The sequence below is a fragment of the Nocardiopsis sp. NPDC006198 genome, assembly GCF_040613895.1.
Taxonomy (GTDB): Bacteria; Actinomycetota; Actinomycetes; order Streptosporangiales; family Streptosporangiaceae; genus Nocardiopsis; species Nocardiopsis tropica.
In genome coordinates this window covers 44138-66231 of the sequence record NZ_JBEXSY010000012.1, presented here as the reverse complement: position 1 = coordinate 66231, position 22094 = coordinate 44138, and the positions used below count along the sequence as shown (strand labels likewise).

General features: G+C 70.7%; 21 protein-coding genes and 1 pseudogene. 11 read left to right on the top strand and 11 right to left on the bottom strand.

All coding sequences use genetic code 11. The annotated features are described in order from the left end of the window. Positions 1-179 precede the first annotated feature (179 nt). Complete coding sequence (locus ABZ234_RS11065) at positions 180-1169, top strand: adenosine deaminase (RefSeq protein WP_355011863.1); 990 nt, start codon at positions 180-182, stop codon at positions 1167-1169. A gap of 53 nt (positions 1170-1222) precedes the next feature. Here ABZ234_RS11065 and ABZ234_RS11060 read toward each other — a convergent pair. The 3 genes and pseudogenes from ABZ234_RS11060 to ABZ234_RS11050 form a co-directional block, all read right to left on the bottom strand. Continuing rightward, a pseudogene (locus ABZ234_RS11060) lies at positions 1223-2204 on the bottom strand (DUF2332 domain-containing protein). A gap of 83 nt (positions 2205-2287) precedes the next feature. Next, entirely contained in the window at positions 2288-2932 is a 645-nt protein-coding gene (locus ABZ234_RS11055; protein ID WP_355011920.1) for a DJ-1/PfpI family protein, read from the bottom strand. Between the two features lie 96 nt (positions 2933-3028). Beyond that, complete coding sequence (locus ABZ234_RS11050; protein ID WP_355011862.1) at positions 3029-3982, bottom strand: GlxA family transcriptional regulator; 954 nt, start codon at positions 3980-3982, stop codon at positions 3029-3031. A gap of 538 nt (positions 3983-4520) precedes the next feature. On the opposite strand from ABZ234_RS11050, the gene ABZ234_RS11045 reads away from it, so the two are divergent. Both ABZ234_RS11045 and soxR read left to right on the top strand, forming a co-directional pair. Beyond that, a complete protein-coding gene (locus ABZ234_RS11045; RefSeq protein WP_353002611.1) occupies positions 4521-5219 on the top strand; it encodes an ABC transporter ATP-binding protein in 699 nt (232 codons plus the stop codon). Between the two features lie 41 nt (positions 5220-5260). Further along, positions 5261-5734, top strand: coding sequence for a redox-sensitive transcriptional activator SoxR (gene soxR, locus ABZ234_RS11040; protein ID WP_267950191.1), 474 nt, complete (start codon positions 5261-5263; stop codon positions 5732-5734). Positions 5735-5825: 91 nt separating this feature from the next. Here the strand turns inward: soxR and rnhA are convergent, their stop codons facing one another. From rnhA to ABZ234_RS11025, 3 genes are all read right to left on the bottom strand, one after another. Further along, positions 5826-6299, bottom strand: coding sequence for a ribonuclease HI (gene rnhA, locus ABZ234_RS11035; protein WP_267950192.1), 474 nt, complete (start codon positions 6297-6299; stop codon positions 5826-5828). Positions 6300-6782: 483 nt separating this feature from the next. Next, on the bottom strand, positions 6783-7451 hold the full coding sequence (gene def, locus ABZ234_RS11030; RefSeq protein ID WP_267950193.1) for a peptide deformylase: 669 nt from the start codon (positions 7449-7451) through the stop codon (positions 6783-6785). A 105-nt stretch (positions 7452-7556) separates the two neighbouring features. Then, entirely contained in the window at positions 7557-8000 is a 444-nt protein-coding gene (locus ABZ234_RS11025; protein ID WP_267950397.1) for an SMI1/KNR4 family protein, read from the bottom strand. A gap of 377 nt (positions 8001-8377) precedes the next feature. Between ABZ234_RS11025 and ABZ234_RS11020 the strand changes: the two genes are divergently transcribed. The 3 genes from ABZ234_RS11020 to ABZ234_RS11010 all read left to right on the top strand — a co-directional run bounded on the left by ABZ234_RS11020 (position 8378) and on the right by ABZ234_RS11010 (position 11363). After that, positions 8378-9349, top strand: coding sequence for a hypothetical protein (locus ABZ234_RS11020; RefSeq protein ID WP_355011861.1), 972 nt, complete (start codon positions 8378-8380; stop codon positions 9347-9349). A 149-nt stretch (positions 9350-9498) separates the two neighbouring features. Then, positions 9499-10764 (top strand): sensor histidine kinase, encoded by a 1266-nt coding sequence (locus ABZ234_RS11015; protein ID WP_267950195.1) that lies wholly within the window; start codon positions 9499-9501, stop codon positions 10762-10764. Then, positions 10716-11363 carry a response regulator transcription factor gene (locus ABZ234_RS11010; RefSeq protein ID WP_267944492.1) on the top strand — a complete coding sequence of 216 codons (648 nt, stop codon included), beginning with the start codon at positions 10716-10718 and terminating at the stop codon, positions 11361-11363. The genes ABZ234_RS11015 and ABZ234_RS11010 overlap by 49 nt, the downstream gene beginning before the upstream one ends. A 58-nt stretch (positions 11364-11421) precedes the next feature. Here ABZ234_RS11010 and ABZ234_RS11005 read toward each other — a convergent pair whose 3' ends face one another. The 5 genes from ABZ234_RS11005 to ABZ234_RS10985 form a co-directional block, all read right to left on the bottom strand. Further along, entirely contained in the window at positions 11422-13380 is a 1959-nt protein-coding gene (locus ABZ234_RS11005; RefSeq protein WP_352985343.1) for an AMP-binding protein, read from the bottom strand. A gap of 142 nt (positions 13381-13522) precedes the next feature. After that, positions 13523-14689, bottom strand: coding sequence for a multidrug effflux MFS transporter (locus ABZ234_RS11000; protein WP_352985354.1), 1167 nt, complete (start codon positions 14687-14689; stop codon positions 13523-13525). A gap of 285 nt (positions 14690-14974) precedes the next feature. Continuing rightward, positions 14975-15412, bottom strand: coding sequence for a DUF3037 domain-containing protein (locus ABZ234_RS10995; protein ID WP_355011860.1), 438 nt, complete (start codon positions 15410-15412; stop codon positions 14975-14977). Then, complete coding sequence (locus ABZ234_RS10990; protein WP_355011859.1) at positions 15409-16176, bottom strand: HipA family kinase; 768 nt, start codon at positions 16174-16176, stop codon at positions 15409-15411. The genes ABZ234_RS10995 and ABZ234_RS10990 overlap by 4 nt, the downstream gene beginning before the upstream one ends. A gap of 332 nt (positions 16177-16508) precedes the next feature. After that, the gene (locus ABZ234_RS10985; RefSeq protein ID WP_267944495.1) at positions 16509-17219 is read right to left on the bottom strand and encodes a hypothetical protein; all 711 of its coding nucleotides are present in this window, start codon (positions 17217-17219) and stop codon (positions 16509-16511) included. 149 nt (positions 17220-17368) lie between these two features. On the opposite strand from ABZ234_RS10985, the gene ABZ234_RS10980 reads away from it, so the two are divergent. The 5 genes from ABZ234_RS10980 to ABZ234_RS10960 all read left to right on the top strand — a co-directional run bounded on the left by ABZ234_RS10980 (position 17369) and on the right by ABZ234_RS10960 (position 22086). Continuing rightward, positions 17369-18436, top strand: a complete 1068-nt coding sequence (locus ABZ234_RS10980) for a MoxR family ATPase (protein WP_355011858.1) — start codon at positions 17369-17371, stop codon at positions 18434-18436. 4 nt (positions 18437-18440) lie between these two features. After that, positions 18441-19409 (top strand): DUF58 domain-containing protein, encoded by a 969-nt coding sequence (locus ABZ234_RS10975; RefSeq protein WP_344176150.1) that lies wholly within the window; start codon positions 18441-18443, stop codon positions 19407-19409. 77 nt (positions 19410-19486) lie between these two features. Then, positions 19487-20434 (top strand): VWA domain-containing protein, encoded by a 948-nt coding sequence (locus tag ABZ234_RS10970; RefSeq protein WP_267944498.1) that lies wholly within the window; start codon positions 19487-19489, stop codon positions 20432-20434. Between the two features lie 141 nt (positions 20435-20575). Then, the gene (locus ABZ234_RS10965) at positions 20576-21316 is read left to right on the top strand and encodes an HAD family hydrolase (RefSeq protein WP_267944499.1); all 741 of its coding nucleotides are present in this window, start codon (positions 20576-20578) and stop codon (positions 21314-21316) included. Continuing rightward, positions 21313-22086 (top strand): NUDIX domain-containing protein, encoded by a 774-nt coding sequence (locus tag ABZ234_RS10960; RefSeq protein ID WP_355011857.1) that lies wholly within the window; start codon positions 21313-21315, stop codon positions 22084-22086. The genes ABZ234_RS10965 and ABZ234_RS10960 overlap by 4 nt, the downstream gene beginning before the upstream one ends. Positions 22087-22094: the final 8 nt, after the last annotated feature.

The following is a 22094-nucleotide window of genomic DNA, read 5'->3' as shown; positions in this document are numbered from 1 at the left end:
CCAGGAGGAGACCACCAACCCCCCGGAACCTACCCACCGCCCACCCCGCCCAGCGCACCGCAGCCACCCACAACACCCCACCCGATGTGGGCCACAACGCCCCCGCACACGACCCACCCACCCCCACCCATCAGCCACAATGACCACACACACCACACCCGCCACAAGAGAGCACCGCCATGCCCCTGCCCAAAGCCGAACTCCACCTCCACATCGAAGGCACCCTCGAACCCGAACTCGCCTTCACCCTCGCCCACCGCAACGGCATCACCCTGCCCCACCCCACCGTCCAGGACCTGCGCGCCGCCTACTCCTTCACCGACCTGCAGTCCTTCCTGAACCTCTACTACGAGCTCATGGACGTCCTGCGCACCGAAGCCGACTTCACCGACCTGGCCAACGCCTACCTCACCCGCGCCGCAGCCCAGGGCGTGCGCCACGCCGAGATCTTCTTCGACCCCCAGGCCCACACCAGCCGCGGCATCCCCCTGGACACCGTCGTCAACGGCCTGGCCGCCGCCCTGGACACCAGCCTGCGCGACCACGGCATCAGCACCGCCCTCATCCTGTGCTTCCTACGCGACCGCCCCGCCTCCGAAGCCCTGCACACCCTCCACCAGGCCCGCCCCCACCTGCACCGCATCAGCGCCGTGGGCCTGGACTCCGCCGAGGTCGGACACCCGCCCCAGAACTTCACCGCCGTCTTCGCCGCCGCCCGCGACCTGGGCCTGCGCTGCGTCGCCCACGCCGGAGAGGAAGGACCCCCCTCCTACATCTGGCAGGCCCTGAACCTCCTGCACGCCGAACGCATCGACCACGGCATCCGCGCCCTGGAGGACCCCGACCTGCTCGCCCACCTGGCCCGCACCCAGACCCCCCTCACCGTGTGCCCCCTGTCCAACGTGCGACTGCGCGCCGTACCCACCCTCGCCCAACACCCCCTGCCCGCCCTCCTCGACGCCGGGCTCCTGGTCACCGTCAACTCCGACGACCCCTCCTACTTCGGCGGCTACGTCCACGACAACTACGAGGCCCTGCGCACCCACCTGGGCCTGGACGAGGCCACCCTGCGCCAACTCGCCCGCAACTCCTTCACCGCCTCCTTCCTGTCCCCCGAACGCAAGAAGGCCCTCATCGCCGAAGTCGACGCCCACCCCGCCACCGGGTAAGACACACCACCGGCCCCCTCCCCCCGGGGGGAGGGGCCCCCACCGCCACCGCCTCACACCCAGGCCAGCGACTGCCCGTGCTCACCGGCATAGGCCACCACCCGCCCGTCCACCGCCACCGTGAAATCGGTCTCCACCACCGGCTCCGTGTTCTCCCACCCCGCGAACACCCGCCACCCCTCGTTCGCCACCCAGCGCCCCTCCAGGGCACCCACCACCCGCACGAACTCCTCCCGCCGCTCCTGCGACAGGTAGGCCAGCACCGCACTGTGGAACACCACCAGCGTCGCCCCCGCCGGGGCCAGGGCCGCCACCGCACCCACCCGCTCCACCAGGTCCCCCTCCACCAGCAGCGGCGGATCGGCCGCCACCACCGACGCCGCCCCGCGCAGCCGCGCACGCCGCCCCTCCTCCCGCCCCGGCCACACCAGCGCCTCCAACCAGCGCACATCCTCCTCGGCGCCCGCATCCAACGGGTTCAGGTCCACCCCCGCCCGCCACACCACCCGCGGCACCCGCTCCGGAACCGGCACCCCGCCCGAGGTCGCACACTCCAACAGCACCGGGCTGCCCGCAGGACCCACCTGCGCCCCGCCGTCGAAGGAGTACCGGTACCGGTCCGGATACAGGCACAGCCCCGCCGAGGCCCCCACCTCCAACAGCGCCAACGGGCCCGGCACACCCGCCAGCACCGGCAGCAGCGCCGTACACCGGCGCACCTCGTTGGTCTGGGTGTGCCGCTCCATCACCACCCGCCGCACCTGCTCCCAGTGCCCCACCAGCCACGCCCGCCACGGCCCCCACCCCCGCACCGGCCCGCCCAGGTAGCGCACCGCCCCCAACAACAGGTTGGGCTGCCTCTTGTTGCCCCGCGGCAGGGACGCCACCAGACCCAGCACCTCCCCGTCCCGCGCCACCTCCTCACAGATCCGCGCATAGGCGGGGGACCCCCCCCGCCGCACAGTGCCGGGCGAAACCGCGGTACCCGCGCGCAAGGCGCTCAAGGTCCGCTCCACCGTCCGCAGCAGGGCCCACGGCCCACACCCACCTCTCACACCGGGGGAAGAAGACACCGAACCCCTACCCGCCCCCACACCGCACCGCCCCTGTGGCGCCCCTCACCCCCGCTCCCCCCGCAGGAACCGCGAGTACGAGCGCGCCAGCGCCACCACCCCGGCCGGAGCGCTCTCCACCGACCCCGCGTCGAAGGGCGGGCACGGGTCGTACTCGGTGGCCAACTGCACCAGCTGCGCCGCCTGCAACCCCGCCAACCGCTCCGCCAGCGCCAACGCCATGTCGATCCCCGCCGACACCCCCGCCGCCGTCACGTACTTGCCCTCCCACACCACCCGCTCGCGCACGGGCACCGCACCCCAGCGCCCCAGCTCCTCCACCGCCGCCCAGTGCGAGGTGGCCCGGCGCCCCTCCAACAGCCCCGCCGCCGCCAGCACCAGCGAACCCGTGCACACCGACGTCGTCCACGTGCTGGCCCCGTCCACCTGCCGCACCCACTCCACCAGCGGCCCGCCCCCCATGTGCCGCTCCTGCCCCGGACCGCCGGGCACGCACACCACCTCCGCACGGTCCACCTCCCCCAAGGACGCCTGCGCCACCAGCGCCGCACCCCCGCCCGCATCGCGCACCGGCCCCCGCTCGGCGGCCACGAACACCGTCTCCACCCCCGGCAGCCCGCTCCACATCTCATAGGGACCGGCCGCGTCCAACAGGGTGAAACCCTCGAACAACACGATCGCCGCACGCACCACGACCACACTCCGTCCATCACCGAACAGGCCCCGCCGCACACGGCGGGACACACACGAACAACCCACGGAAAAAGAAAAAAGGGGGGCAGGCCCTCAGCCCGCCCCCGAACCGAACCGCTCCCGGTACAGGGCCGGCCCGCACCCCAGCGCCCGCACGAACGAACGCCGCATCACCTCGGCACTGGCGAACCCGGCCCGCCGCGCCACCACCGCCACCGGAGCCCCGTCCTCCTCCAACAGGCGCCGCGCCGTCTCCACCCGCACCCGCTCCACATACCGGCCCGGCGTACACCCCACCTCACGCGCGAACATCCGCGCGAACTGGCGCGCGGACAACCCCGCCCGCTCCGCCAGGGCCCCCACCGACAGGTCCTCCCCCGGATGCTCGGCGATCCAGTGCAGCACCCGGCGCACCGGCCCCGGACGCGCCGCCCGCACCGACACATGGGTCGAGAACTGCGCCTGGTTGCCGGGCCTGCGCAGGAACACCACCATGTGGCGCGCCACCTCCAGCGCCACACCGGCACCCAGGTCCTCCTCCACCAGCGCCAACGCCATGTCGATCCCCGCCGTCACCCCCGCCGAGGTCACCACACCCCCCGACCTCACGAAGATCGGCTCCGCCTCCACCCGCACCGACGGGTACTCCCGCGCCAGACGCCCACACGACGCCCAGTGCGTGGTCGCCCTCAACCCGTCCAGCACACCCGCCTCCGCCAACAGGAACGCCCCCGTGCACACCGACGCCACCCGCCCCGCACCCCCCGCGTTCGCGCGCAGCCACCCCACCAGGCCGGGCTGCTCGCCCCGCGTGCCCTCACCCCCCGCCACCACCAGGGTGTCCACCCGCCCCGCCCGCTCCAACGCCACCGACGGCACCAACCCCAGACCGCTGGAACAGACCACCGCGCCCCCGCCCAACGACGCCGTGCGCACCCGGTAGAACCCCTCACGCACATACGAGGCCCCCGAGAACACCTCCAGCGGACCCGTCACGTCCAGACTCTGCACCCCGTCGAAGACGACCACCACCACCTCATGGACCATGCCCCCATCCTCACCGGCCCCCCGAGGCGGCCACAAGGTCGCACACCCCACCCTTCCTGCCACCACACCTTGACCTCAACCAAACCTCAGGTGCAAGCGTGGGGGCACACCCACCCACCACCTCACCGGCCCCCACCACCACACCGAAGCCGAACAGGTCCGCATCCTCGCCCAGGTCCTGGACCTGCCCCTGACCCACACCGCCCCCCACGACCCCGCCTCCGCCGAGCCCGAACCCGCCACCACCACCGTCGAAAAGATCCTCCGCCGCCCCGCACGCTCCTACCGCCAATGGGTCGCCGACCACGCCACCGACTTCCGCTGACCCCCGCCCCGCACGGCCCGCACCCACCACCGGGCGCGGGCCCACACCCCTGCCCACACCCACCCACCACCCCGGGAACCAACCCGCCCCACCGCCCGTTCCACACACCGAACACCCACCCACGGAGACCAAGGACACGAACAGATAACGAGAACTCTCATGCGCCCAGGACAATCCCAGGCAGGTGACGACCACCCACACGAACGGACACCCGTGAGGCTCACCAACCGCGGAAAGCTGCGCCGCAGCCCCGCACACACCCCACCCACCACCCGACCCCTCCTCGAGTTCCACGACGTGTCCCTGCCCCCCGCCCACCCCCCGCTGCTGGACCACCTCGACCTCACCGTCCACCCCGGCGAACACGTCTCCCTCGTCGGCCTCACCCCCACCGCCACCACCGCCCTCACCCACCTGCTCACCCACCGCACCACCCCCACCCGCGGCCGCATCACCACCCACACCCCCACCCACCTGCTCACCCCCACCCCCCACACCACCCTCGCCCAGACCATCACCGGCCACCCCGCCCCCGACCCCCACGACCCCCACCTCACCCACACCCTCACCACCACCGGACTCGACCCCGCCCACCTGCACACCCCCCTCACCCGCCTCGACCCCGCCCTGACCACCCGCATCCACCAGGCCCGCACCCTCTACACCCGCCACACCGGCGCCCGCCTCTTCCTCCTGACCACCCCAGCACCACCCCCGCCCACCCCCACCCCCGACACCGCACTGCTCTCCCTCACCGACCACCCCACCCACACCCGCACCGCCGACCGCATCCTCCTCCTACGCAACGGACGCGTCACCGAAACCGGCACCCACCACCAACTCCTCGTCCGCGGCGGCGCCTACGCACGCCTGTACGCCCTCCACGGCGCCCACCGCACCCGCACCCCCTGACCCACGCACCCCACCACCACCCACGACCTAAGATGGGCACCGTGCCACCCATCACCAAGGAACTCACCGTCGGCCAGGTCGCCGAACGCGCCGGAGTCGCCGTCTCCGCCCTGCACTTCTATGAACGCCAAGGGCTCATCCACAGCCGCCGCACCAGCGGCAACCAGCGCCGCTACCGCCGCGACACCCTGCGCAGGGTCTCCTTCATCCGCATCTCCCAACGCGTCGGCATGCCCCTGGCCCGCATCCGCCAGGCCCTCGAAGCCCTTCCCGACAACCGCACCCCCACCCGCACCGACTGGGCCGCCGTCTCCGAACAGTGGCGCGACGAACTCGACACGCGCATCGCCCAGCTCATCCGCCTGCGCGACGACCTCACCGGCTGCATCGGCTGCGGCTGCCTGTCCCTGGACACCTGCACCCTGTCCAACCCCGACGACGAACTCGCCGCCGCGGGCCCCGGACCCCGCCGCCTCATGGTCCAGGCCCTCGCCCAGGACGCCGACGCCCTCTGAACCACCCGCGGCCCACCCCGCCGCACCCGGCCCCGCACACGAGAACGGCGGCCCCCACAGGGACCGCCGCCACCCCACACCCGCAGACCGCCTACCGGCCGGCCGCCTCATCACGCCCGCGCCGGGCCAACTCGTCCGCGCGCTCGTTGCCCTCGTCGCCGCTGTGCCCGCGCACCCAGCGCCACTCCACCTCGTAGCGCGAGGCCACCTCGTCCAGGCGCTGCCACAGGTCCACGTTCTTCACCGGCTTCTTGTCGGCCGTGCGCCACCCGCGCTTCTTCCACCCGTGCAGCCAGGTCGTGATCCCGTTGCGCACATAGGAGGAATCGGTGTGCACCAGCACCGGCAGCGGCTTCTTCAAGCTCTCCAACGCCTGGATGGCCGCCATCAGCTCCATCCGGTTGTTGGTGGTCTGCTCCTCGCTCCCGTACAGCTCCTTCTCGTGCTCGCCGTAGCTCAGCCACACCCCCCACCCTCCCGGGCCGGGGTTGCCGCTGCACGCCCCGTCGGTGTAGACGACCACCCTGTGCGCCGGCTCCCGGCCGACCTCGTCCCCGTTGTGCATGCCGCGCAATCTACCGCCCCCCGCGGTCACAGAAGAGTCACACCCCCCACCGGAGGAGCCATAAACAGAGCCACATTCCACCACTGGCTCCCCTAAACCCATCATTTCGGACCAACAAGTCCCCCAAAGGCACCCACCCACCACACCACCACCGACCACCGCGCACGGCCATCCACCGCCACCCTCCGCGACGACAACGCCACCGCGAGCACCCGACCCGGCCGCCGCGAAGGCCTCGCCCCACAACGCCGGACCCCGCCGGTGGGGCCCTCGGGGGGCCACGGCGCCGCACAAGCGGCCGAACCCCTCCGTCCCCACCCCCGGTCCGCACGCCTTCGGGCCCCCGGCCCCGGACGCCGCCCCCGCGACAGGCCACAGGCAGGGCACGTGGTGAGAACACGGCGCCGACCGCCCACCCCGGCGGCCACAGAAAAAGGGGGGCGCCCCGGCCGACGCCGGGACACCCCCTTCGCGCTCGCGCGCTCAGCCCGCGAACTCCTCCGCCAGCTGCGCCGCACGCTCCTCACGACGCGCGAACACGTCGTTGGCCATCTCGTTCATCTTCTTCAGCACCCGCTTGCGCTCGCGCGCCGAGAGCCGGTCCACGTACAGCCGGCCCATGGTGTGGTCGGTCTCGTGCTGCAGGCACCGGGCGAAGTACCCGCTCCCGCTCACCACCACCGGGTTGCCGTCCCGGTCCACGCCACGCACCGTCGCGGTCGCGGCCCGCCCCAGGTCCGCGTGCGGGCCCGGCACCGACAGGCAGCCCTCGCTGTCGACCTCCACGGCCTCCTCCGGGTCGCGCTCGTCCAGCACCGGGTTGACCACGTGCCCCACGTGGCGCACCCCGTCGTCGTCGGGGCAGTCGTAGACGAACAGCCGCAGGTCCACACCCACCTGGTTGCCCGCCAGGCCCACACCCTCGGCCGCGTACATCGTCACGAACATGTCGTCGACGAGCTGGTGCAGCTCCCGGCCGCCCCACATCTGCTCGGGCACCTCCGCGTTGCGCCGGTGCAGGACCTCCTCACCCGTCACGGTGATGCGCCGCACACGGCCGCGCGAGGCCTCCGGGGCCAGTTCGGGGAAGTCCTCCACCTCCCGGCCCTGGACAACAGCGGCGACATGGGCAGGCGTGGACTGCTCCGACATGGTCCTACTCTCAAACGCACTAGGGGAGACAAACAGTGACACAACGCCACCAATACCCCGAAAAATAGCACGAAACGGCAGGTCAGCCACGCACGGAACACCCGGTCAACGGAACCAGGAATTGCCCTGGATCAGGCATCGCGCCAGGTAGTCGCGCAACGACACCACCACCAGCCGCCGCCGGTCGCTCTCATGATCCCACACCACGATCCCCGGACCGTAGTCGGTGTGCACGTAGGCGAACTGCGGCCCCATGTCGGAGTCGCCGAAGAAGATCATCTCGTCGAAAGGCGCGTACAACTCCAGATAATCGGGCTCACCCCGCATCGCCAGGTTGTCCTCCACCAGGCGCCGGGCACTCCACACCACCGCGTCCCCGTACTCGTTGGTCACCCCGTCCGTCTCCCGCAACAGGGAGGCCAACTCGAACGGCAGAGGCAGCATCAACCGCTTCTCCACCTCGGCAAGGGTCACCTCATCGGCCGGATCGTACAGATCGGCCTCGGGATACATCTCCAGGATCAGTTCACGCCACACACTCCCGATCATCACAGGTCGTGGCAAGACACGGGAAATCGTCGACGGCGAGTTGCGCCAAAAACCCGCACGGACCACGTCCGCAGCGTCACAAACCACCACCCACACCCCCAACCGGCCCCCACGGGAATAGCCGCACCCCCCGACCCGTTGACCCCACTGCGGGACGGTGCGGTAGCAAGTGTCCCCCGGGCTCACACAAAGCCTTCGCGGAACACCGCGCCCCCAGGGGCGGCCACGGAACCGCGTTGTGCGCCACGCCGTGAGGCGACCGCCGCACCGTCCCGCACTCCTTCCCACCCCCACGCACCAGATGCCGCGAACGCCCCGAACACGCCCAAAACGTCACTCTGAGTGTAGGCAAAGCTACAAACGGTAATAATGCTGCCATGGCCACCACCACACAACGCCTGCTCGCCACCGCACTCGCCACCGCACTCACCCTGCCCGCCACCGCACACGCCACCACAACCCCCACAACCACCCCCACCCACACCACCACCTACCCCGGACACACCACAAGCCGCTACGTCCCCCTGGGCCCCGCCACAGCCGACCACGCACGCGACGCCGGATGCACCGAAGCCCGCACCGGCACCAACGGCGTCCGCATCCTCTTCTTCGGCACCCAGGAAACCGACAACCAACTCCGCGAACCCGGCACCAGCCACGCCACCACCACACCCCGCGCAGCCACCACCAAAGCCGCCTCCTACGCCCACCACTGGGCCCAAGGCTTCACCGACTGCCGCACCGGCCAGACAACAGCCACCCTCGCCCTGGGCGTCAACAACAAAGACGACGGCAACCTCACCGGCCCCACCGCCGGCAAACAATGGGCCACCCTCGTCCACGACGCACGCCAACGCTCCACCACACCAGCCGTCACCATCACCGGCGCCCTCGACGCCGAACCCGCCTGGTCCACCCCCACCTGGGCCCGCGGCTGGATCGACGCCTACACCGACACCACCACCACACCCCTGCACACCGCCAACTCAGCCGACGGCTGCCCCACCACCGGCACCGCCCACTGCAACAACAACTGGACCCTCGCCGACGTCCACCACCTCGCCGGAGGCGGCCGACCCACCGTCCACGCCCTCCCCCAGATCTACCGCACCGACGGCATCCAAGCCCGCCAATGGGCCAACATCAGCCGCTGGGGCCACACCCACGCCGACGACCCCCTCCGCTTCGCCGGAGCCATGTCCCAACACACCGCCTGCCAACAACGCACCTGCAACAACACCGACAACACCCCCCGCCAGGCCTGGACCCAACTCACCGACGCCCTCAACGCCCACGCCAGCACCCGCATCCCCGCACTCGACACCGCCACCGACATCCGCTGGCCCTGACCCACAACCACCACCCACCCGCCCCCACCAGGGCGGGCCACACCCATGCCCACCCCCAAAAAAGGGGAGCCACCACCACCGCCACCCACCCCCACCACAAGCCAGAATGGACACCACACACCACACCAGCAGGAACGGAAGAACCACCCATGGCCACCGCACCCCACCACCGCGCAGGCCGCCTCACCACCCTGGCCTACCTCTTCCTCCTGCTCTCCCAGAACATCGCCGCACTCCTCCTCCTCCCCCTCGTCCTCGCCTCCGCCATCCTCACCCTCTTCTGGATCGGCCTCCCCTTCGTCATCCTCACCGGCACCCTCCTACGCACCCTCGCCGACAGCCAACGCCGCACCCTCGGCCACCTCCTCCCCAAAGGCCCCATCCCCTCCGCCTACCGCCCCATCCCCCCAGGAGGCCTCACCCGCCGCGGAACCACGATCATCACCGACCCCGGCACCTGGAAAGACCTCCTCTGGCTCATCGCCGGAACAGCCAACATCACCCTCATCGCCATCCCCGGCGCCCTCATAGGCCACGCCCTCTACCAACTCCTCTTCGCCCTCGGCCTCGCCGGCAACGCCCTCTACAACACCTACGCCCCCACCACACTCACCGACCAACTCATCCTCCTCGCCCCCTCCGCCCTCCTCCTCACCCTCGGCCTAGTCCTCCTCCCACCCGCCCTCGACATCTACATCCGCTTCAACCGCCTCCTCCTCGCCCCCTCCGAAAAAGCCCGACTCACCGCCCGCGTCGCCCACCTCGCCACCAGCCGCGCCAACACCATCGACACCCAGGCCTCCGAAATCCGACGCATCGAACGCGACCTCCACGACGGAGCCCAAGCCCGACTCGTCGCCCTCGGCATGCACCTCGGCATGGCCGAACAAATCGTCGAACAAGACCCCCACACCGCCCGCACCATGCTCACCGAAGCCCGCGAAACCACCCGCCACGCCCTCACCGAACTCCGCGACCTCGTCCGCGGCATCCACCCACCCGTCCTCGTCGAACGAGGACTCCACGGAGCCGTCCACGCCCTCGCCCTCACCCACCACCTCCCCATCACCGTCACCATCGACCTCGACGGCCGCCCCGCCGACCCCGTCGAATCCGCCGCCTACTTCGCCATCGCCGAACTCCTCACCAACACCGCCAAACACGCACACGCCACCCAGGCCTGGATCCACATCAACCACGGCCGCAACCGCCTCGTCATCACCGTCACCGACAACGGAACCGGCGGCGCCGACCCCGCCCCCGGCAGCGGCCTCGCCGGCATCAGACGACGCCTCGACGCCTTCGATGGCACGATGAACATCACCAGCCCACCGGGCGGCCCCACCATCGTGACCCTGGAGATCCCGTGCGCGTTGTCATCGCCGAAGACCTTGCCCTCCTCCGCGACGGACTGATCAGACTCCTCGAAGCACACGACTTCACCGTCGTCGCCGCAGTCGACAACGGACCCGACCTCCACACAGCCCTCACCGAACACAAACCCGACGTCGCCGTCGTCGACGTCCGACTCCCCCCCACCTTCACCGACGAAGGCCTCCAAGCAGCCATCGGAGCCCGCGCCCAGATCCCCGGACTCCCCATCCTCGTCCTCTCCCAACACGTCGAACAGCTCTACGCCCGCGAACTCCTCTCCGACGCCGAAGGCGGAGTCGGCTACCTCCTCAAGGACCGCGTCTTCGACATCGGCCAGTTCATCGAAGCCGTCCGCCGCGTCGCCGCCGGCGGCACCGCCATGGACCCCGCCGTCATCTCCCAACTCCTCGCCCGCCAGGACCAGAGCGGCCCCCTCGCCCAACTCACCCCCCGCGAACGCGAAGTCCTCGCCGAAATGGCCGAAGGACGCTCCAACTCCGCCATCGCCGGACGCCTCTACATCACCGAAAAAGCCGTCAGCAAACACATCAACAACATCTTCACCAAACTCGACCTCCCCCCCTCCTCCGACGACAGCCGCCGCGTCCTCGCCGTCCTCGCCTACCTCAACGGCCAATAGACACAAAAAACCGCGGCCCCCGGAAACAACACCGAGGGCCGCGGCCACCACCACACCACTACCGATCCCGACGCGCCCGATACAACCCGTCGATCTCCTCCGAAAACGCCCGCAACACTGCCTCACGCCGCAACTCACCCGAAGGCTGCACCAACCCCGACTGCACCGTGAACTCCTCAGCCAACACATGGAACGACCGCACCGCCAAATGCCGCGGCACGCTCCGATTGGCCTCATACACCAACCCCTGCACCTCACGCAGCAGATCACGATCCCCCGCGATCTCCTCAGGCGCCATCGCCAACGGCCGACCGTTCACCAAACGCCAGTACTCCAACTGATCACGCACCAACGTCACCAGAGCACTCGCGAACGGACGACCCTCCACGATCACCAACACCTGACTGATCAACGGATGAGCACGCAACCGCGCCTCGAACTCCGCCACCAACTCCGCATCACCGCGCTCCACCGGCTCCTCCACCGCCGGCAACGCAGCAACCGCAGCAACCGGAGAAACCGCCGGCTCCACAACCCGCCCCACCAAAACCGACTCCGACTCCGACGACACCTCCAACTCCGCCACGGCCCCGGACACGAACCGCCCCGGCACCTCCACCGAAGCCGCCTGCGGACGCAACCGCCCCACCACACTCACAAAACCGTCCCCGTCCACCTCCACCGCGAACCCCGTCGCCAACCACCCCTCACGGAACGCACTCCGCGTCGCCTCCTCGTCCCCCCAATAACCCGAGAACACGCCCCCGCCACGCACATGGGCCTCACCCTCCCGCGAGACCCACACCTCCCGACCGCCAACCGCACGCCCCACCGTCCCCGGCACCCGCTCCCCCACACCGGCCGCCGCGAACGCCCCCGCCGTCTCCGCCGTACCGAACACCTGGAACACCGGAATCCCCACACCACCGAAGAACGAGTCCAACCGGTCCGACAACCCCCCGCCCCAGCACACCGCCAAGTGCACCCGGTTCCCCAACGCCTCACGCAACCTCGCGAACTGCCAGTCGTACATCGACCTCGACAACCGCTGCCAGGCACCCTTCCTCGGCGACCGGTCGAACTGCACCGCCGAATCCACCGCAGAATTGAACGTCCCCAACGAGTCCCACCCCGTCGAACGCGCACTCCCGCGCTCGGACTCGAACACCGACTCCAACAACCCCGCACCACACACCAACACCGTCGGCCGGAACACCTCCGCCCCACGCAAGAACCCACCCGGCCCCGCCAAACCCACACGCACACGCCCCACCATGCACGCCAACAACGAAGCCAACCCCTGAACCTGCGACAACGGCAGATCCAACAACGCACTCGCCCGCCCCGCCGGCAACTCCGACAACCGCGGCCACACCCGATCCACCACACCCGCCGCAGACGCCAACAACGCCCCGTGCGACAACACCACACCACGCATCGAACGCGACACCGTACTCACCGGATACAGCACCACCGCCGCATCCTCCGGCATCGTCTCGTCCCGCCTGAACCGCACCGACGACGCATCCATGTACTGGCCCAACGAGACGATCCCCTCCAGGCCCGCCTCCATCCGCCACACACGACCCAGATCCGGCAACTCACGCTGCAACCCCGTCGCAGCACGCAACAACCGATCCCCCTGGATCACCGCCGCCGCCGGACGCGTCTGCCGCACCACATGCGCCACCCGCTCCACCGAAGCCGACTCCGGCAACGGAACCAGCACACCCCGCACCGACCACACCGCGAACGCCACACGCACCCAGTCCTGATGCGCCGAAGCCGCCACCAGGACACGGTCCCCCGCCCCCACCCCGGCAGCCACCAACCCCTTGGCCACCGCCGTCACCTCGGTCGCGAACTCACCCGCCGTGACCCGCTCCCAACCACCCTCACCCCGGGGCACCGAGAACACCTCCGCATGGGCGTCGGAGTTCGCCACCCCATAGACCAGGTCACTCAGACCCGAAAGGCCCACAGCCCACGCACCAGGGGTGTCACTCGGCTCGCCCATACCAATTCATCCTCTGCCACATCGGAAGACGGGCCCACACAAGACCAGACCCGCCTCAATCGGTGAATTGTGACCTACTGTGCCCACAATCCACACCCCACGGCAACCTGGCACCACGACCCGAACCCCAACACCCCCGGGATCACCGAACCTTCGCACGCACCGTCCACACATACGCCGCCAACGACAACGACGCAGCAGACACCATCACCACCGCCATGCTCAACAACGACGCCTGCCCCGAAGGCGTCATCCCCGCCAACGCCGCCACACCACCACCCAGCGCGAACTGCAACGACCCCATCAACGCCGAAGCCGTACCCGCCACCGAGACCGGCTGCCCGTCAAGAGCCGTCACCGTCGCATTCGGCATGATGAAACCGACGCTGAACATCATCAACGCCAACAACCCCACAGCCGTCCACAACGACGCCACACCCACCGACGCCAACACCGCGAGCACACCCACCGAAGCCAGAGCCATCCCCAGCCCCAACCCCAGACGCCGCAACGTATCCACACGACCCACCAGGAAACCGTTCGCCTGCGTACCCGCCATCATCCCCAACGAGTTCACCGCGAACAGCCACGCATACGTCTGCGGCGACGCACCGAACTCCTGCTGCGACACGAACGAGAACGCCGACACATACGTGAACAACATCCCGAAACTCAGACCCAGCGTCAGCACCGGACCCACGAAACGCGGCTGACGCACCAACCCCGCCACCGTCGACAACAACTGACGCGGCCCCTGACGACGACGCGCCTCCACCGGAAGACTCTCCGGCAACCACACCAGCACCAACACGAAACTGACCGCCGACATCACCGCCAGCACCCAAAAACTCACCTGCCACGGACCCACCAGCAACAACTGCGCACCCGCCAAAGGCGCCAACAGCGGAGCCAGCATCATCACCAGCGCCAGACGCGAGAAGAACCGCACCGCGTCATCACCGGCGAACAGGTCACGCACCACCGCACGCGAAATCACCGCACCCGCAGCACCCGCCACACCCTGCACGAACCGCAACACGATGAACGACGTCACATCCGGCACGAACACACACAGCACCGACGTGACCGTGAACACGGCCACACCCACCAACAAAGGACCCCGACGCCCCCACGCGTCACTCATCGGCCCCAGGATCAACTGCCCCACGGCCAGACCCAGCATCATCGAGGTCAGCGTCAGCTGGATCTGCGCCTCACCCGTCCCCAGAGCCCGCGTGATCTCCGGAAAAGCCGGCAGGTACATGTCGGTCGCCAACGGCCCCGTAGCCGTCAGAACACCCAGCACCATCACCAACAGCGCGATCGACCTACGCGACCGCGTCCAGGGCACGGTCCGGGACACAGCAGGACTCTCGGACGACAGGTTCTCGGACCTCTCACCCGCCCCCTGCGCAGGGGGCGAGGCGGGGGAGTTCGGGGACTGCACAGGCGCTCCAGCTCAAGAAAGAGGAAAAGGGGGCCGCGTGGGAGCGAACCCACAGGCATGGACCACTCCATACCAACACCCCAAAGGGACGAATCGCTCCCCCGCCGACCGCCCAATCGCCTGTGATGTCCGTTACCAACCCGTGCGTCACCGCACCAGTCGATCCAACAACCTCTCCAACTCCGCCTCCGGATCCTCCGCCAACCCCCCGTGAATCGGCCCCGGCTGCACCACCGTGCTCCGCGGAGCGGTCAACCACCGGAACCTCTGCCCCGGCCGCTCACGCCCCGCAGCACCCGCCCCGGCCCCACCCCGGCACATCGCCTCCACCGCCTCCAGCGCACGCCGCACACCGGCCACGTCCACCCCCGGCGACACCGCACGCAGACGCCCCTCGTCCAACGACCACCGGGCCGCCAGGAACCCCCGCTCCTGGCTGTACACGATCACACCGGCGTTCACGCACTCACCGCGCTCCAGACAGGGAACCACCCGCAACAACGCGTACTCGAACACCACCCGGTCACGCTCCACGCCCACACGCCCCGTCGTCACCGCATCGCTGTAACGCCTCACGCCGCTCACCCCGCCACCCCCGGCAGCCACGAACGGTCGGCCACACGCGCCGACAGGTGCTTCACGTACGCCTCCCGCACCTCCTCCGGGGCGCTGAACCCCGGCTCGTCCACCAACCACTCGTCAGGCACCAGCCCCACCACACCCCGCAGCAGATCCTCGTCCACCAGGGCGGCGAACTCCTCGTCCGCCGCGGCCACGTCGGGCGAGAACCCCGACAGGACGTGGTCGGCGGCATCGTAGGCACGACCCACGAAGCGGTCGGCGCCCGACCAGTTGTGATGGAAGATCAGCGTCGCACCGTGGTCGATCAGATAGGGACTCCCGTGCCACAGCAGCATGTTCGGGTTGCGCCACGAGCGGTCCACGTTGCCCGTGAGCGCGTCGAACCACAGGACCCGCCCGGCGAACCCCGGGTCCACCTCGAACGTCAGGGGATCGAACCCGAGCGACCCCGGCAGGAAGTCCATCCCCAGGTTGAGCCCGCCACTGGCCTTGAGCAGCGCCTGCACCTCCTGGTCGGGCTCACCGCGGGCGATCACCGCGTCGAAGTCCACCAGGGCCAGCTCGGGAACCGGAAGCCCCAGGGCCCGGCCCAGCTCCCCCGCGACGACCTCCGCGACCAGGGTCTTGCGCCCCTGGCCGGCGCCGATGAACTTGACCACGTACATCCCCAGGTCGTCGGCCTCGACCAACCCCGGGAGCGAACCACCTTCGCGCAGCGCGAGCACGTATCGCGTCGCTATCACCTTTTTCAGCACGCGGACCAGCATAGGCACCGGCCCGCCGGCGCCCGGACGCCGCGGCGCTCAGATCTCTTGTAGGAGGAGCGTGCCTCCGCCCCTCCCCGCTTACCGGGTCCCTCCCCGGCGGGCCCACTGAACGACGCTGAACACGTTCCAGGCCCCTACCCCTCCGACCGCGACACGCCCGGTTTCTCCGGCCTCGGAAGTTTTAGAAGGGGGCGGCGTAGCCGCACGAATCAGGTTCTCTGTTCTGTTTCTACAGAAACAGTGGCCCACCTTTACGACGTAGATTTTTTTGATGGAACAAGAAGGGGGCGCGGACCTGTTCCGCGCCCCCGGCAATCTCCCCCGCCCCCCGGTCAGAGGTTGTCCTCGGGCTGCTCGCCCCACTCCCCGTCGCCCTCCCCCGGCGTCGGTATCGGCTGGGAGGGTCCGCTCCCCCCGTCCTCACCGGGGGTCGGCTGGGCCTCCTCCCCCTCGCCGCCCTCCTCCTGTTCCGCCTCCGAGGGCTGCGCCGGCCCCGGCATCTCGGGCGGCGGGAACTGGAGCATCCACCAGTACAGGAGCGACACCAGCAGCAGGAGCAGCAGCAGGACCAGGCCCAGCCCGCCGATCAGCCACCAGTTGCCCCTCCCCGACTCCACCGCACTGCCCCCGCGCGAGGCCCACGGCGCCCACCGCACCGCGGCGCCTCCCCGCGAACCCGCCCAGTGCGGCATGACCACCGGCCCGTGCTCGGACACGCGCCCCGACCTGGCCGCCGACTCCAGGAAGTCCTCCGCGCCCCGGCCGGAGCCGTCGTAGGGCACCGCCACCCACAGGGGCGAGCGTCCGTGGGTGCGCGCCGCCACCACGTCCTCGCTCCCCTTGACCGCCTCCACGAAGCGGGAGCGCGCCGAGCCGTCGCCGCCCGCGCCCGAGTCGAGCACGGCCACGCTGACCCGGTCCCCCGCACCGTCCCGTCCCAGGTACACCACGCCCAGGGAGGAGTCGCGCAACCTTCCCAGGAGGCGGTAGCCGCCCAGCTGGCGCGGATCGCCCTCGTTCAGTCCCATCGTGGGAACCGCCATGTCACGCCCCCTTTCCCGTCCCCACCCGGTCCGCTCCGCCGCGTCGTGTACCGGACCGGCGGCCGCGAAGCAGGTAGTGTCGCCACAGGTGAGTGATCCACAACCTATCCGGTGCCCCTCCCGGGGGCTCCCAGCCAGGAAGGCGGGACATGGCAGAAACCTCACCCGGAAACGGCTCAGCGCCCCGGTCGGGCTCCGAGAGCGCGCCGGGCGAGCCGACCAGGCTGCTGCGCGCGGCGCTGCACGAGGTGTCCACGGTCATCGTCGGCCAGGAACGCATGGTGGAGCGCTCCCTCATCGCACTGGTCGCCAAGGGCCACTGCCTGATCGAGGGTGTTCCCGGCATCGCCAAGACCCTGGCCGTGTCCACCCTGGCCAAGGTCACCGGCGGCTCGTTCACCAGGCTCCAGTTCACTCCGGACCTGGTGCCCTCCGACATCGTCGGAACGCGCATCTACCATCCCTCCACCGAGAAGTTCGACGTGGAGCTGGGGCCGGTGTTCGCCAACTTCGTGCTCGCCGACGAGATCAACCGCGCCCCCGCCAAGGTCCAGTCGGCCCTGCTGGAGGTCATGGCCGAGCGGCAGGTGTCCCTCGGGGGGACGACCTACCCACTCCCCTCCCCCTTCATCGTCATCGCCACACAGAACCCGGTCGAGTCCGAGGGCGTCTACCCGCTGCCCGAGGCCCAGCGGGACCGGTTCCTGATGAAGGTCGACGTCGGGCACCCCCGCGCGCACGAGGAGATGGAGATCCTGCGGCGCATGTCCAGCAGCCCTCCCACGGCACACCAGGTCCTGGACCCGGTCACGCTGGGCGAGCTGCAGGCCGACGCCGAGCGCGTGCACGTCCACCAGCTCATCGCCGACTACGTCGTGCGGCTGGTCATGGCCACCCGGGAGCCGGAGGCCTACCAGATGCCGGACCTGCGCCAGGTGCTGGAGGTGGGCGCCAGCCCGCGCGCCACCCTGGGCCTGGTGGCCTCGGCGCGGGCCCTGGCCCTGCTGCGCGGGCGCGACTACGTGCTCCCCGACGACGTGCGCGTGCTCGCCCACGACGTCATCGCGCACCGGCTGGTACTCACCTTCGACGCCCTGGCCGACGGGGTCACCCCGGCCCAGGTCGTCGACCGCATCCTGTCGACCGTCCTGGCGCCCCGCGTGATCTGGGACGAGCCTCCCAGCGGAGAGACCGCTTCCCTCGCCTCCCCGAGGTGACCCCGTGACCACTCCGGCGATCGGCACCGATCCCCGACTCCGCGCGGCACTGCGCCGCCTCGACCTGAACATCGTCCACCGGCTGGAGGGGCTGCTGCACGGCGAGCACCTCGGCCTGCGGCTCGGCCCGGGCTCGGAGGCCGCCGAGGCGCGCCTCTACCAGCCGGGCGAGGACGACGTGCGGCGCATGGACTGGGCCGTCACCGCGCGCACCGACACCCCGCACGTCCGCGACCTGGTCGCGGACCGGGAGCTGGAGAGCTGGACCCTGCTGGACCTGTCGCCGAGCATGGACTTCGGCACCGGTCTGCGCTCCAAGCGCGACGTCGCCGTCGGCGCGATGGTGGCGGCGAACCTGCTGACCCAGAAGGTCGGCGACCGGTTCGGCGCCCACTTCCTGCACCACGGCAGGATCCGGCGCTGGCCGGCCCGCTCGGGCAAGGAGGCGCTGCTGGCCCTCCTGGCCACGGTGGCCGCGGCCCCGACGGGCGACGAGCGCGCCCCCTCCGCCGACCGGGCGACCCTGGCCGACGCGCTCACGGACCTGGTTCGCACCCGTCGGCGCCGGGGCCTGCGCGTGGTGGTGTCGGACTTCCTGGACACCCCCGCGTTCGGCGGTGAGATCGACTGGGAGCGGCCCCTGCGCCAGCTGGCCTCGCGGCACCAGGTGCTGGTGGTGGAGGTGGTCGACCCGCGCGAACTCGACCTCCCGGAGGTCGGGGACGTGACCATGCGCGACCCCCGGTCGGGCCGGGTGCGCGACGTGCGGCTGACGAAGGCGGTGCGCGAGCGCTACCGGCGGGCCGCGGCCGACCAGAGGACGGCGGTGCGCGACGCCCTGCGCCGGTGCGGGGTGCACCACCTCCTGCTACGAACCGACCGGGACTGGGTACTGGATACGGCACGGTTCGTCATCCACCAACGGCGCACCGCGCACCACCTGGCCCGCCACACCCCGGGGTCTCCCCGGTGAGAGCGGAGCACGATGGAACCGAACGAGGGCGCGGGGCCGGACCCGCGGGACAGTGCCGACGCACGGGGGACTGAGCGATGACCTTCCTGGAGCCCCAGCGGCTGTGGTGGCTGCTCCTGATCGTCCTGGTGGTCGGGGCGTACGTGTTCGCGCAGAACCAGCGGCGCGAGTACACGCTGCGCTTCACGAACCTGGCGCTGCTGGACCAGGTGGCGCCGCACCGTCCCGACATCCGCAGGCACGTCCCGGCGGTGCTGTTCGTGTCCTCCCTGGCGGTCCTGATCGCCTCGATGGCCCTGCCGGCGATGCCGGTGGAGCAGCCGCGCGAGCGGGCGACCATCATGGTGGCCGTGGACGTGTCGCTGTCGATGGCGGCGACCGACATCGAGCCCGACCGGTTGCAGGCGGCCAAGGAGTCGGCGCAGGGGTTCGTGGAGACGCTCCCGGACCGGTTCAACGTGGGGCTGGTGGCGTTCTCCTCGACGGCGACGGTGGTGTCCTCGCCCACGCAGGACCACCAGGCGGTGATCGGGTCGATCGAGAACCTGCAGCTGGGGCCGGGCACGGCCATCGGCGAGGGGGTCTTCGCCTCCCTGGAGGCGATCAGCAGCTTCGACGAGGACTCCGAGGAGGACCCGCCCCCGTCGGCGATCGTGCTGCTGTCGGACGGGGAGAACACCAGCGGGCGCGACATCGTGCAGGCCTCCGCGACGGCGGCCGAGCAGGAGGTGCCGGTCTCCACGATCGCGTTCGGCACGGGGGCGGCGATGATCGAGATCGACGGGTACCAGGTGCCGGCCGACATCGACAAGGACGCGCTGCGCGGGCTGGCGCAGGAGACCGAGGGCCACTTCTACGAGGCGGAGAGCGAGACGGAGCTCAACGAGGTCTACGAGGACATCGGCTCGTCCCTGGGCACCGAGCTCGTCCACGAGGAGATCGTCACACGGTTCGTGCTGGTCGCGATCATCCTGGGACTGGCCACCGCTCTCACGTCCCTGCTGTGGTTCCAGCGGCTTCCGTGACGTCGGCGGAGTGCGGAAACCGGTCGTAAACCAGGGCTTCGGTGACGTTGGTCACAACCCTTTAGGTGGGGTTTACACCATTTATGTTATGTCCAGGGGTTAGCGTTGGCATGTTTTGTCAGGCCACCCTGTTGAGGAACGATGCCGAACCTACCCGCACCGCCGACCGCCATCTGCTTCGATCTGGACGACACCCTCATCGACGACACCGGGGCCTCGTCCCAGGGGCTGCGCGCGGTCATGGAGCGGCTCGGACACCCCGACTTCGGCGCGGCCCGCGCCCTGTGGGACGTACAGACCGAGATCTCCTTCGCCGCCTACCTGCGGGGAAACCTCAGCCTGGAGCAGCAGCGCCGCGAGCGCGTCCGCGCCCTGGCCGTCCAGGCCGGGCACGCCGACATCGCCGACCAGCACTGCGACGACCTCTACCGGCTCTACCTGGAGGCGCACCGCTCCGCCTGGAGGGTCTTCCCCGACACCGTCGCCGCCCTCAACGCCCTGGGATCGGCCGGCTACCGCCTCGCCGTGCTCACGAACGGGGCCGAGTCGCTCCAGCACGCCAAGCTGCAGGCCCTGGAACTGACCCCCTACTTCCACGCCGTCGTGTGCGCCGACACCGCGGGGGCGGGCAAGCCCGACCCGCGCATCTTCCACATGACCGCCCAGCGCCTGGGCGTGGACCCCGCCGCCTGCTGGCACGTGGGCGACCAGATCCAGTCCGACGGCGTCGGCGCGGTCGCCTCGCGGATGCGCCCGGTGCTGATCGACCGGCACGGCCGGCCGCGCGTCGAGGGCGTGACCACCATCGGCGGCCTCGACGAGCTGCTGCGCATGGTGGGCCTGGGCGCGCCCGGCCTGGCGCCGGCCGCGGGGTCCCTGTGACAGCAGTCCCCCCGGAGGCGCCCGCCCGGCGCGTCACCGCGCACCTGCTCACCGGGGGCCCCTCCGTCCTCGGCGCGCGCGTGCTGTTCGGGCAGGACCCGGCCGACGTGGTGCGCGAGCTGGGCGGGCTCTCCCCCCACACGCCCCTGGTCGCGGTGGACGTGCTGACCGAACTGGTGCAGGCCCCCGACGGCACCCCCCTGCACGTGGAGCGGGTCGTCTTCGCCGAGGCCGGGACCGCCCCGGCGGACGCCCCGCAGGGCGTGCTGGCGCCCTCGGCCGCCGAGCTGCTGCCCGAGGAGGAGCTCCCCGAGGACACCCGTCCCCGCCTGCGCCGGTTCGCCTCCTACGGGATCGTCACCGACCCCGCCGGGCGCATCCTGCTCAGCCGGATCGCCGAGGGGTTCCCCGGCGGCGGCACCTGGCACCTGCCGGGCGGGGGCGTGGACGCGGGCGAGGACGTGCGCACCGCGCTGCGGCGCGAGGTGGCCGAGGAGACCGGGCAGGACGGCGAGGTCGGGGAACTGGTCACCGCCGCCAGCCACCACCGGGTCCCGCCGACCGGCTACGAGATCTACGCCGTGTGGGCCTTCTTCCGCGTGTACGTCGCCAACCCCGGGCCGGCCCGGGTGATGGAGGAGAACGGCTCCACCTCGGACTGCGGCTGGTTCGAGCCCGGGGAGGTGGCCGGGCTGCACCTGTCCACGACCGCCCGCAGGGGCCTGGCCCACGTGGTCGCGGGCGACGGCCGGTCGGCCCCGCCCCGCTGAGGCGGCGC

What these genes read in the sequence shown, in the direction of transcription:
- ABZ234_RS11065 (WP_355011863.1), top strand. Translation starts at nt 180, where the DNA reads ATGCCCCTGCCCAAAGCCGAACTCCACCTCCACATCGAAGGCACCCTC.
- ABZ234_RS11050 (WP_355011862.1), bottom strand. Translation starts at nt 3,982, where the DNA reads ATGGTCCATGAGGTGGTGGTGGTCGTCTTCGACGGGGTGCAGAGTCTG.
- rnhA (WP_267950192.1), bottom strand. Translation starts at nt 6,299, where the DNA reads ATGCACAACGGGGACGAGGTCGGCCGGGAGCCGGCGCACAGGGTGGTC.
- def (WP_267950193.1), bottom strand. Translation starts at nt 7,451, where the DNA reads ATGTCGGAGCAGTCCACGCCTGCCCATGTCGCCGCTGTTGTCCAGGGC.
- ABZ234_RS11025 (WP_267950397.1), bottom strand. Translation starts at nt 8,000, where the DNA reads ATGATCGGGAGTGTGTGGCGTGAACTGATCCTGGAGATGTATCCCGAG.
- ABZ234_RS11020 (WP_355011861.1), top strand. Translation starts at nt 8,378, where the DNA reads ATGGCCACCACCACACAACGCCTGCTCGCCACCGCACTCGCCACCGCA.
- ABZ234_RS11015 (WP_267950195.1), top strand. Translation starts at nt 9,499, where the DNA reads ATGGCCACCGCACCCCACCACCGCGCAGGCCGCCTCACCACCCTGGCC.
- ABZ234_RS11005 (WP_352985343.1), bottom strand. Translation starts at nt 13,380, where the DNA reads ATGGGCGAGCCGAGTGACACCCCTGGTGCGTGGGCTGTGGGCCTTTCG.
- ABZ234_RS11000 (WP_352985354.1), bottom strand. Translation starts at nt 14,689, where the DNA reads ATGGTGCTGGGTGTTCTGACGGCTACGGGGCCGTTGGCGACCGACATG.
- ABZ234_RS10990 (WP_355011859.1), bottom strand. Translation starts at nt 16,176, where the DNA reads ATGCTGGTCCGCGTGCTGAAAAAGGTGATAGCGACGCGATACGTGCTC.
- ABZ234_RS10985 (WP_267944495.1), bottom strand. Translation starts at nt 17,219, where the DNA reads ATGGCGGTTCCCACGATGGGACTGAACGAGGGCGATCCGCGCCAGCTG.
- ABZ234_RS10980 (WP_355011858.1), top strand. Translation starts at nt 17,369, where the DNA reads ATGGCAGAAACCTCACCCGGAAACGGCTCAGCGCCCCGGTCGGGCTCC.
- ABZ234_RS10970 (WP_267944498.1), top strand. Translation starts at nt 19,487, where the DNA reads ATGACCTTCCTGGAGCCCCAGCGGCTGTGGTGGCTGCTCCTGATCGTC.
- ABZ234_RS10965 (WP_267944499.1), top strand. Translation starts at nt 20,576, where the DNA reads ATGCCGAACCTACCCGCACCGCCGACCGCCATCTGCTTCGATCTGGAC.